This window comes from Nocardioides sp. (genome assembly GCF_031397825.1).
Lineage (GTDB): Bacteria > Actinomycetota > Actinomycetes > Propionibacteriales > Nocardioidaceae > Nocardioides.
Map to the genome: position 1 here is coordinate 1 of NZ_JANNML010000003.1, position 10797 is coordinate 10797.

At 71.6% G+C, this 10797-nt stretch carries 11 protein-coding genes; 6 read left to right on the forward strand and 5 right to left on the reverse strand.

The window, feature by feature from the left end; all coding sequences use genetic code 11:
• Positions 1-42: 42 nt before the first annotated feature.
• The gene (locus tag RMN98_RS00310) at positions 43-2154 is read left to right on the forward strand and encodes an FHA domain-containing protein (RefSeq protein ID WP_309646803.1); all 2112 of its coding nucleotides are present in this window, start codon (positions 43-45) and stop codon (positions 2152-2154) included.
• 70 nt (positions 2155-2224) lie between these two features.
• On the opposite strand, the gene RMN98_RS00315 is transcribed toward RMN98_RS00310, so the two are convergent.
• Positions 2225-3148 carry a serine/threonine-protein kinase gene (locus RMN98_RS00315; RefSeq protein ID WP_309646804.1) on the reverse strand — a complete coding sequence of 308 codons (924 nt, stop codon included), beginning with the start codon at positions 3146-3148 and terminating at the stop codon, positions 2225-2227.
• Positions 3149-3330: 182 nt separating this feature from the next.
• Here RMN98_RS00315 and rpsF point away from each other — a divergent pair, with 182 nt between their 5' ends.
• From rpsF to rplI, 4 genes are all read left to right on the forward strand, one after another.
• Positions 3331-3630 (forward strand): 30S ribosomal protein S6, encoded by a 300-nt coding sequence (gene rpsF, locus RMN98_RS00320; RefSeq protein ID WP_309646805.1) that lies wholly within the window; start codon positions 3331-3333, stop codon positions 3628-3630.
• A 110-nt stretch (positions 3631-3740) separates the two neighbouring features.
• Positions 3741-4289, forward strand: coding sequence for a single-stranded DNA-binding protein (locus RMN98_RS00325; RefSeq protein ID WP_309646806.1), 549 nt, complete (start codon positions 3741-3743; stop codon positions 4287-4289).
• Between the two features lie 94 nt (positions 4290-4383).
• Positions 4384-4620, forward strand: a complete 237-nt coding sequence (gene rpsR / locus RMN98_RS00330) for a 30S ribosomal protein S18 (RefSeq protein ID WP_091025292.1) — start codon at positions 4384-4386, stop codon at positions 4618-4620.
• A gap of 17 nt (positions 4621-4637) precedes the next feature.
• Complete coding sequence (gene rplI, locus RMN98_RS00335) at positions 4638-5084, forward strand: 50S ribosomal protein L9 (protein ID WP_309646807.1); 447 nt, start codon at positions 4638-4640, stop codon at positions 5082-5084.
• A 270-nt stretch (positions 5085-5354) separates the two neighbouring features.
• Here the strand turns inward: rplI and RMN98_RS00340 are convergent, their stop codons facing one another.
• The 3 genes from RMN98_RS00340 to RMN98_RS00350 are packed head-to-tail and all read right to left on the reverse strand — an operon-like array spanning position 5355 to position 8556.
• Complete coding sequence (locus RMN98_RS00340) at positions 5355-6584, reverse strand: hypothetical protein (protein ID WP_309646808.1); 1230 nt, start codon at positions 6582-6584, stop codon at positions 5355-5357.
• Positions 6585-6643: 59 nt separating this feature from the next.
• Entirely contained in the window at positions 6644-7201 is a 558-nt protein-coding gene (locus RMN98_RS00345; protein WP_309646809.1) for a hypothetical protein, read from the reverse strand.
• Complete coding sequence (locus tag RMN98_RS00350; protein ID WP_309646810.1) at positions 7198-8556, reverse strand: MATE family efflux transporter; 1359 nt, start codon at positions 8554-8556, stop codon at positions 7198-7200. Before RMN98_RS00350 ends, RMN98_RS00345 begins: the two co-directional genes overlap by 4 nt.
• A 467-nt stretch (positions 8557-9023) precedes the next feature.
• On the opposite strand from RMN98_RS00350, the gene dnaB reads away from it, so the two are divergent.
• Positions 9024-10412 carry a replicative DNA helicase gene (dnaB, locus tag RMN98_RS00355; protein ID WP_309646812.1) on the forward strand — a complete coding sequence of 463 codons (1389 nt, stop codon included), beginning with the start codon at positions 9024-9026 and terminating at the stop codon, positions 10410-10412.
• Positions 10413-10586: 174 nt separating this feature from the next.
• Here dnaB and RMN98_RS00360 read toward each other — a convergent pair.
• Positions 10587-10797: hypothetical protein (locus RMN98_RS00360; protein WP_309646811.1), on the reverse strand; the 211-nt coding region annotated here is incomplete at its 5' end.

A 10797-nucleotide genomic window follows, 5' to 3' on the forward strand; every position in this document is an offset into this window, starting at 1 on the left:
GGATGCGCCTAGGCTCAGCCCGTCCCGCACCAGGAGGTCGCCATGAGCGCCATCAGCATCCAGTCCTCCACGCAGACGTGGAGCGCCGATGCGCCCCGCGTCTTCCGCATCGGCCGTGAGGTCGGGTGCGACGTCGTCGCCGAGGACCCCACCGTGTCGCGCCAGCACGCCGAGATCCGCCCGGTCGGCGACGGGTGGGAGGTCGTGGACCTCGGCAGCTCCCACGGCACGTGGGTCAACGGGCAGCGGGTGCCGCGCGCCCTGCTGACGGGCACCACCGCCGTGAGCTTCGGCGCCCAGGGCGGCGGCCTCGCGCTCACCGTGACGGTGTCCGGCGGGGCGCCCGCCCCGTCGCCCGCCGCGCCCGGCACGACGCCGGCGGCACCGGGCGCGGCGTACGCACCGGTCCCACCGCCCTACGTCCCCGGCCCTCCGGGCGCACCCGTGCCGCCTCCCGGCGCCAGGCCGTACGCCGGCCCGCCGGCCTACCAGCCGCCGCCGATGCTCGCGCAGACGATCGTCACTGGTCCCGGGATGCGGCCGGGGCCGGGCGGCCAGGGGGGTGGGCCCGGTCTCCTCGTCCGCCGCCGTGTCGGGGCCGACCTGCGCTTCGGCACCCATCAGGCCGTGCGGATCGGTCGAGACCCCAGCTTCGAGGTCGTGGCCGACGACGCCGCGGTCTCGCGCCTCCACGCGGTCGTCGAGCCGCGCCCCGACGGGTGGTGGTGGGTCGACCGCTCGACCAGCGGCTCCTACGTCGACGGCGAGCGGATCACGACCTTCCGGATCACCGAGCCGGTGGAGATCCTGCTCGGCCATCCGACCGCGGGCCTGGAGCTCGAGATCGTGCCCGTCGTGGCGGCGGGCCAGGCGGCGGCCGCGATCGTCAAGAAGAAGCGGCGGCGCACGATGAGTGTCGTCGGCGCGACCGTCGTCGCGCTGGTGCTGCTGGGCGGCGGGATCACGGCCGCGGTGGTGCTCGGCGGCGACGACGACCCCGCGCCGGTCGCGGCGCAGGGCGGACTCAGCGACGTGGCGCTCGCGCGGGCCAAGGCGGCCGCGGTGTTCCTCATCGCCGTCGACGACACCGGCACCCCCACCCACTCGGGCTCCGGGAGCATCATCAGCGACGACGGGCTCATCCTCACCAACGCCCACGTGGCCCAGCCGTCGGCGCCGGGACAGGGCGCGAGCGAGACCCCCGACCCCGACTACCTGCTGGTCTCGCTGACCTCGCCCGAGGACGACAAGCCGGCCACCGCGGCGTTCCGCGCGGAGCCGATCGTCACCGACGGTTACCTCGACCTCTCGGTCCTCCAGATCGTCGCCGACGCGGACGGCAACCCCGTGGACGGGACGGCGATGGACCTCCCGGAGCCGCTGCCGATCGGCGACAGCGCCGACCTGCGCACGGGTGACGAGATCACCGCGCTCGGCTACCCCTCGATCGGCAACGTGACCGCCTCGCTCGACCGCCCGCTGACCGTCACCCGCGGGGTGGTGTCGACATTCCAGGCCGACGAGGTGATCGGCACCGAGCGCGGCTTGATCGACAGCGACGTCCGCCTCGGCTCGGGCAACTCCGGTGGCCCCTCGATCAACGACGACGGCGAGCTGATCGGCATCAACACCGCCGTGATCACCGCCGGCTCCTCCGACGCCGGCGCGATCACCCAGGGCTCGGCACTGATCCGCCCCGTCGACCTCGCCGAGGAGGTCCTGCGCATCGCCGAGGAGGGGGGCGACCCGGCCTACGTGTCGCCGTTCGTCGAGGACCTCCCGGTCGTCGAGGACCCGCCGGTCGACGCGGACTTCCAGGCGGCCGGCTGGGTGCGCGACGGGGAGCAGGGCGAGTGCGCCGGGGAGAGCACGGTCGAGCAGCCGCAGATCCTCAGCGTCGCGCCGGGGGAGACCGTCTACGCCGAGTACGTCATCGCCGGCCTCGCTGACGGCACCCCGATCGGGGTCACCCTCACCTCCCTCGACGGCGGCACCCAGATCGGCTCGCTCCAGGACACCTGGTCCTTCGGTCGCGACGCGGTCTGCATCTACGTGCCCTTCGAGGTGCCCGAGGGCGAGCCCGGCATGGTCGGCACCTTCGTCGTCGGCGAGGACGGCCAGCCGGTCGTCGACAACCCGCTCGCCTTCCAGTAGGGCTGGCTCGTGGTCGTCCTGCTGCTCGCTGCGGCGGTGCTGCTGCTCCTCGCGGGCTGGGGCCTGCTCCTCAGGTCGCGACGAGGGCCGCGGCAGCGCTGAGGACGATCGCCGTGACGAAGCACAGGCAGGCCAGCACGACCAGGAGTCGCGCCCGGTCGTGCGACGGGTCGCGAGGCAGTGCGGGAGCGGGGCCGAGGTGGTCGGGGACGTGCGGCCACGCCTGCGGCGGGGGTACGCCGAGTCGGCGCAATGTTGCAAGGGCGACGGCGGCCGTGGCCGGCCGGAGCGCAGGGTCGGGCTCGGTCAGGGCGTCGAGGAGGGGGCCGAGCCGCCCCCGCGGGCGCACCGCCCCCGGTGCGGGCCGGGCCGGGTCCTGGCCGGTGAGGAGCAGGCGACCCAGGACCCCGACGGCCCAGAGGTCCTGCCGCGGGTCGGGCGGGGCGCCCCGCTCCTGCTCGGGGGCGGCCCAGCCGTAGGTGCCGATCGGGCCGTCGCGGGTCAGCCGGCTCCCGCCCAGGAAGCCTGCGACGCCGAAGTCCGCCAGGCGCAGGTGGGGGCGCCCGTCGCCGGTGGGCTCGAGCAGCAGGTTGGCCGGCTTGACGTCGCGGTGCACCACGCCGGCCGCGTGCACCGCCGTCAGTGCCTGGAGGAGCTGGTCGAGCAGCTCGGCGACGACGCCCTCGGGGAGCCGGGGGTGCGCGAGGAGCAGCGTCGCCAGCGAGCCGCCGGGGACGAGGTCCATCGTCAGCAGCACCCGCTCGTCGTCGGCGACCCAGCCGGCAGGGGCGACGACGTGCGGGTGCTGGATGCGCACCGCCTGCTCGCGCACGAAGCGCTGGAGCAGCGCATCGTCTGCACGACCGAGCACCTTGGCGGCCACGTGGCGCCCCTCGCGCAGGTCCCAGGCGCGCCACACCGACCCCGTCGCGCCAGCGCCGATCTCGTCGAGCAGCCGGTAGCGACCCGCCAGCGGTGCGCGTGCGTCGTACATGCTCGAGACGTTAGGCACCTCCCGGACCGTCCGGTCCGCGATTTCCACAGGGTCTGCGCGCGCTGTTAACCTTGCCTGTCTTCGTGACGCCCCATCGACGGGTGCCGTCACGAGATGAAACGCAGCACCCCTCCTGCCACGGAGAGACCGTGGCCGCCAAGTCCGAAGGAGGTAGTTCCGCTTTGCGCAACTACGAAGTCATGGTCATCCTCGACCCGAGCATCGAAGAGCGAACCGTCCAGGACTCGCTCGACAAGTACCTCAACGTCATCCGCAACGACGGTGGCACCGTCGACAACGTGGACGTCTGGGGTCGCCGTCGGCTGGCCTACGAGGTCAAGAAGAACGCCGAGGGCATCTACGCCGTCATCCGGCTGAGCGCCGAGCCCGCCACGGTCAAGGAGTTCGACCGTCAGCTCACGCTCAACGAGGCCATCCTGCGCACCAAGGTCATCCGGCCCGGAGCCCGCTCGCTCACGTGAGCTCGGGTCGTCCCCTGTGGACGACCACTTCCGGATGTCGGCGCTCAGGGCTTGGATGAGCCTGGACGCAGACATCGGATCACCAACACGGATCAACTAGGGAGACCCTCATGGCAGGCGAGACCATCATCACCGTGGTCGGCAACCTCGTCGACGACCCGGAGCTCCGCTTCACCCCCTCGGGTGCCGCGGTCGCCAACTTCCGGATCGCCTCGACCCCGCGCACCTTCGACCGGCAGTCCAACGAGTGGAAGGACGGCGACGCCCTCTTCCTCTCCTGTGCTGTGTGGCGCCAGGCGGCGGAGAACGTCGCCGAGTCGCTGCAGAAGGGGATGCGCGTCGTCGTGCAGGGGCGGCTCAAGTCGCGCCAGTACGAGACCCGTGAGGGTGAGAAGCGCACCGTCATGGAGATCGAGGTCGAAGAGGTCGGCCCGTCGCTGAAGTACGCCACGGCCAAGGTCACCCGCGCCTCCCGCTCCGGAGGAGGTGGCGGCGGCTACGGCGGCGGCCAGCCCTCCGGCGGCGGCAGCCAGGGCGGCGACGACCCGTGGGCCACCGCGTCCCCGGCTCGTCCCGCCGCCGGTGGTCCCGCGGGCGGCGCTCCGGCGTCCGACCCCTGGGGCGCCCCGGGCGTGGGCTCCGAAGAGCCTCCCTTCTGATCCACCGCACCACCCCACCGCAATCAACCCGAACCATTCCGGCGTCGTCACGCATCCGCGTGCGGGGCCGGGCTTCTAGAGAGGAAGCACCACAATGGCCAAGGCAGTGATTCGCAAGCCCAAGAAGAAGGTTTGCCAGTTCTGCAAGGAGAAGGCGACCGGTGTCGACTACAAGGACACCGCCCTGCTCCGCAAGTTCATCTCCGACCGCGGCAAGATCCGCGCGCGTCGGGTCACCGGCAACTGCGTCCAGCACCAGCGCGACGTCGCCATCGCCGTCAAGAACGCGCGTGAGGTAGCCCTGCTGCCCTACTCGTCCACCGGTCGATAAGGCGAGGAGACACCACCATGAAGCTCATCCTCACGCAGGAGGTCACCGGTCTCGGTGCCCCCGGCGACATCGTCGAGGTCAAGGACGGCTACGGCCGCAACTACCTCATCCCGCGCAACGTCGCGATCCGCTGGACCCGCGGCGGTGAGAAGCAGGTCGCCTCGATCAAGGCTGCCCGCTCCTCGCGCTCGGTCCGCGACCACGACCACGCCGTGCAGATCAAGACCAAGCTGGAGTCCGCTCCGGTCGACGTCAAGGTCCGCGCCGGCGAGGGCGGTCGACTGTTCGGCGCCGTGACCGTCGCCGACATCGCCGACGCCATCGCCGAGGTCTCGGGCGAGGCCGTCGACAAGCGCACGATCGTGGTCACCAACCCGATCAAGGCGCTCGGCAACCACGAGGTCTCCGTCAAGCTGCACGACGAGGTGTCCGCCGCGGTGGCCCTCAACGTCATCCCTGCCTGACCTCTCGCACCACGTACGACCTCGACGAGGCCGTCCTCCTTCGGGAGGGCGGCCTCGTTCGTCATGGTGGGGGTGCGCGGTGGTCGCGGCGCGATGGGTCGTGTGCCGCAGCCAGCGGTCCGGCGCGCTCTCCGGCACACGACCAGAGTGGGCGCCGACCCGGGGGTCGTCCCGTCACGCAGTCGTGTGCCGCAGCCAGCGGATCGGCGCGCTCCGCGGCACACGACCCGGACAAGCCGCGCCCACGCGGCGTACGACGGGTGGTGCGGCTCAGCGGCCGCCGACGGGCTGGATCAGCAGCGCGTCGATGCGGGCGACCTTGTTCGGGCCGAGCGACTTGACCCGGATGGTGATCTTGCCGCTGGCCAGCGGGCTGAACTCGTCGCGGATGACGTAGACCTTGAAGCGCGTGAAGGTCTTCGCGAAGAGGCTGATCGTGCGGCGCTGGCCGTTGCCGATCTGGAGGTCGATCCGGCCGAGGTTGGGGCCGGCGGGGGCGATCAGGCGCAGCTCGCGCACCTGGACCGGGTTGGTGACCAGGGTGGCACCGACGGTGCGGGCCTCGAGGTAGTCAGCCGCGAAGTAGCCCTCCTCCTTGACCTGGCGCCAGCCCGGAGTGGTCTTGAGGTTGCGCGGCACGGCGAAGACGATCGTGGCGGGCTTCTTACTGCTGTTGCCCGCAAGGTCGGTCGCGGTGGCCTCGAAGGTCTTGTTGCCGGGCGTGAGGTTCTTCAGGCTGGTGAAGCCCTCCTGGCAGGGGACCTTGACGTCGTTGAGCGTGCAGTCGTAGGTCGCGCCCTCGCCGGCCCGGCTCTCGCTCGAGGTGAGCCGCACCTGGATGTTGCGCGACTGGACCATGGGGAGCTCGGGGCGGATCGGGTCGAAGGTGTCGGGCTCGCCGAAGATGAAGGTGGACGGGTCGGCGGTGTCGACCTTGAAGCCTGCCGAGGCGGGCGACGCGCTGTCGTCGTCGGGCATGGCCGGGTCCTCGGTCGCGCCGCCGAAGAGCGAGCCGTCGGACCAGGTGTTGGCAGCGTCGGGGGTGTCGATGGCGTAGACGCGGAACGTGTAACCGCTGCTCTTGAGGTCGTCGAGGTTGCTGTACGTGACGCTCTGCGGGGACGTGGTGCCTTCCGGGTCTCCGCAGGGCTTCCACGTCCCGGCGGTGGCTCCGTCGAGGCGGCACATGTAGGACCACGGACCCGGGTCACCGTCGCTGGCCACGGCCGCGAACGTGTAGGTGACGTTCTTGCCCTTGATGTAGTCGGCCCTGTTGGGGTCGGGGACCGTCTTGGTGATCTTGGTGTCCGGAGGCGTCGTGTCGTCGCAGACCGGGGTATCCGGGGCGGGGAACGGCAGGGGTGACCCGTTCTGCTCGATGGTGCAGCCCGGCTCGGCCGAGGCGGGGCCGGCGACGGTGAGCGCGGGGAGCAGCCCGGCGACGAGGATGCCGGCAGCGAACGTGGCGGCACGGCGACGTGAGGGACGGGGGTTCGACATGGGCTCTCCTGGAACGGGACGCAAGCGACGGGGGGTATAACGCTGCGGGCGATCCCAGGCTACGAAGGAGTTGGCGGTGGCGTGGCGCTTTCCACGATCGGGGCCCCGGCCCACGTGCGCCCCGAATAGCTGAAGAGGAACCAGATCAGCGCGAGGTAGCCCAGCTGAGCAGCGGCCGTCGCAGGTCCGGCGAGCTGCTCGAGGCCGGCGCCGAAGACCAGGACCGGTGCGACGGCCACGACGACCAGGACGGTGCGCACCGTGCTGAGCCACCGCGCGGGGCGGGGGTCGTCGGCCGCGGTGGCGGCCTGGGCCAGGCCGTGGCACAGCAGGGCCGAGCAGGCGAACGCCGGCAGGTCGGCCGCCCAGGCCAGCGACGGGTCGAGGTCGGCCAGCGCCTCGCGCGGCCCCTGGAACCACAACGGCACGGAGACCGCCAGCGCCAGGCACCCGACGTACAGGGTGGCGAAGCGCAGCGGCGTGACGGGCGGCAGGCGCCGCACGCCGAGCAGCACCAGCACCCAGCCGACGGGGTCGGCATAGGCGTCGTAGCCGTTGAAGAGGGCGTAGAGCGCGATGAAGATGAAGCCCATCGCGGCGGACTGGAGGGGCTTCATGGCGACACTGTAGGGGCGCCGGTGACCAGCCAGGCGTCACCCCGGGCGCGCAGGGTGAGCACGACGAGGCGGGCACCCATGAACGCGGCGCAGAACACCGCCCAGACGATCACCAGGCCGCCGACGTGGTGGGCGGCGACGAGCACCAGGGGCACGTAGGCGACCAGGGTCACGAGGCCGCCCCAGGCGAGGTAGGTGCCGTCGCCGGCGCCGATGAGGACGCCGTCGAGGACGAAGACCACCCCGGCCACAGGCTGCGCGAGCGCCGCGACGAGCAGGACCGGCACCAGCAGTCGCTGTACCTCCGGGTCGTCGGTGAACAGCCGGCCCAGCACCGGGCTGGCAGCAGCCAGCAGCACCCCGGTGACGATGCCGCTCACCACCCCCCACTGCACCATCCGGCGCGTGACCGCTCGGGTGCCCTCGACGTCGCCGGCGCCGAGGTAGCGTCCGGTGATCGCCTGCGCGGCGATCGCGATCGCGTCGAGCACGAAGGCCAGGAAGGTCCACAGGGTCAGGGCCAGCTGGTGGGTCGCCAGGTCGATGGCGGGGTCTGCCCGCCCGGCGGCCGAGCTGGCACCGATCGTGACGGCGTACGTCGTGACGAGCAGCGCGGCGCGCAGCGTGAGCGTGCGGATGACCAGGGCCACGGCGGCGCGGGCGGCGGCACGGATACCGCGCAGGTCCGGCCCGAGCGGGGCGCCCTCGGCGCGGGCGGCCCGGGTGACGACCGCGAGCAGCGCCGCCGCGCTGGCGACCTGGGCCAGCACCGAGCCGAGCGCGGAGCCGGCGATGCCGAGGCCCGTCCAGCTCCCGACGCCGTAGACCAGGACCAGGTTGAGCACGATGTTGAGGGCGTTGCCCGCGACGGCCACCACGAGCGGGGTGCGGGTGTCCTGCAGCCCCCGCAGGACGCCGGTCGTCGCGAGCATGACGAGGAGGGGGACGACGCCGAGGAAGGCGAGGCGGAGGTACGTCGCCGCGTGGTCGGTCACCACCTCGCCGGCGCCGAAGAGGCCGACGAGCGGGCCGGTGAGCGTGACGCCGGCGAAGGTGGCGACCAGTCCGATGCCGACCGCGAGCCAGACCCCGTCGACGCCCTGGGCGAGGGCGGCGGGTCGGTTGCCGGCGCCGAGGTGGCGCGCGACGCTGGCCGTGGTGCCGTAGGCGAGGAACACGCAGAGGCCGACCACGGTCTGCAGGACGACGGCAGCGATGCCGAGGCCGGCCAGCTCCGGGGTGCCGAGATGGCCCACGATGGCCGCGTCGCTGAGCAGGAACAGCGGCTCGGCGACCAGCGCCAGGAACGCCGGGACCGACAACCTCCAGATTTCTTTGTCGAGTTCCTGACGCACCCCACCATTGTCTGATAGTGACCGGTGGATAACTCGCCCCGGGTTGTGGAAAGCCCCCGGGGAGATCGCGATGTCGACAAACGATCCCCCCACGGGGAGATGGACGACACATGAACGAGATCGGCCGTGAACTATTTCCTGTGCACAGGTCTGGGACAGCGTTTGTGCAGGTCAGCAGGGTGACGTCCCCCATTTGGGGCAGGTAGTCCACAGGCTGCTCCCCAGGCCCTGCACAGTTCCCAGCGTGTCGTCCACGGGCTGACCCGAGTTATCCCCAGGGCCTGTGGATAGGGCGCTATCGCCGAGGTGCCCCGGGCCCGTAGGTTCACGCACCTGACCGGGTGTCGGTGCCGCCACCTAGCGTGGCGTCGACCGCCCAGTCCGACCGATCACCAGCCATCGCCCGGGCGCTCGATCCGGGCACGAGGGGACCCGCGTTGAGCGTCACCGACTCCGACACCCGGGGGATGCCCGAGCCTCCGTTCGAGGAGTGGGGCGACGGCCCGGTCGCCTACGCGCCAGGCGAGCGACCCAGTCGTCCCGGTGACCGCACGCCGCCCCAGGACATGGCCGCCGAGCAGTCGGTGCTCGGCTCGATGCTCATCTCCAAGGACGCCATCGCCGACGTCTCCGAGGCACTGCGCGGCACGGACTTCTACCGGCCCTCCCATGAGACCATCCACGACGCGATCATCGATCTCTTCGGTCGCGGTGAGCCGGTCGACATGGTCACCGTGGCTGCCGAGCTGCAGCGCCGCGGCGAGCTGGCCCGCATCGGCGGCGCCCCCTACCTGCACACCCTGGCCGCCAACGTCCCGATCGCGGCCAACGCGTCGTTCTACGCCGAGATCGTCCGCGAGAAGGCGATCCTGCGACGCCTGGTCGACGCCGGCATCAAGATCGCTCAGTACGGCTACGCCGGTGAGGGGCAGGTCGACGAGATCGTGGACCGCGCCCAGGCCGAGGTCTACACGATCACCGACCGTCGCTCGAGCGAGGACTACGCCCCGCTCTCCGACATCATGGACGGGGTCCTGGACGAGATCGAGGCCATCGAGAACCGCGAAGGCGGCATCTACGGCGTGCCCACCGGTTTCGCCGACTTCGACGACCTGACCAACGGTCTCCATGCCGGTCAGATGATCATCGTGGCGGCGAGACCCGCCATGGGGAAGTCGACGCTGGCGCTGGACTTCTGTCGGGCGGCCTCGATCCACAACAACCTGGCCAGCGTCTTCTTCAGCCTCGAGATGACGCGCTCGGAGATCACCATGCGGCTGCTCTCGGCCGAGGCCAAGGTGCCGCTCAACCACATCCGCAACGGCAAGATGGACTCCTCCGACTGGGACAAGCTGGCCCGCCACATGGGCAAGGTCTCCTCGGCGCCGATGTTCATCGATGACTCACCCAACATGACGATGATGGAGATCCGGGCCAAGGCCCGCCGGCTGCGCCAGCGCCACGACCTGCGCCTCATCGTCATCGACTACCTCCAGCTCATGACGTCCGGGCGGAAGGTCGAGTCGCGCCAGCTCGAGGTCTCGGAGTTCTCCCGGCAGATCAAGCTGCTCGCCAAGGAGCTCGGCGTCCCGATCATCGCCCTCTCGCAGCTCAACCGTGGCCCCGAGCAGCGCGCCGACAAGCGCCCGATGATGAGCGACCTGCGTGAGTCGGGCTCGATCGAGCAGGACGCCGACATGGTGGTCCTGCTGCACCGCGACGACGCCTACGAGAAGGAGTCGACCCGCCCCGGCGAGGCCGACCTGATCGTCGCCAAGCACCGCAACGGCGCGACCCGTGACATCACCGTCGCCTTCCAGGGCCACTACTCGCGGTTCGTGGACATGGCGCACTGACGAGAGGCGATCGCCACGCCGTGCGAGGGCCCGGACGAGGCGGAGGAGGTGGCGCACCCGGTGCGCCACCTCCTCCGCGTCGATGGCGCCGCGTCGTGGGGCGGGCGGGTCGAGCGGCCCGTGTGAGCCGGTACGACGAGGGCCCGGTCCGTTCGGTGCTCGAGGAGCGCCGGCTCAGCGTCTGACGACGAAGCGCACCTCGGGGCCGGGCAGCGAGACCATCCGGACGCGCTGCGCGGTCAGGCGGGCGCGATAACGACCCGGCTTCAGGGTCGCGCCGAAGGCTTCCTCCCTGCGGTAGTCGGTGATCACGGCGAACGTGCCGTCCCCGCGACGCACCGTGAGTCGCAGACCAGTCGCGAACATCGCCGTGCGCTGTCCGGAC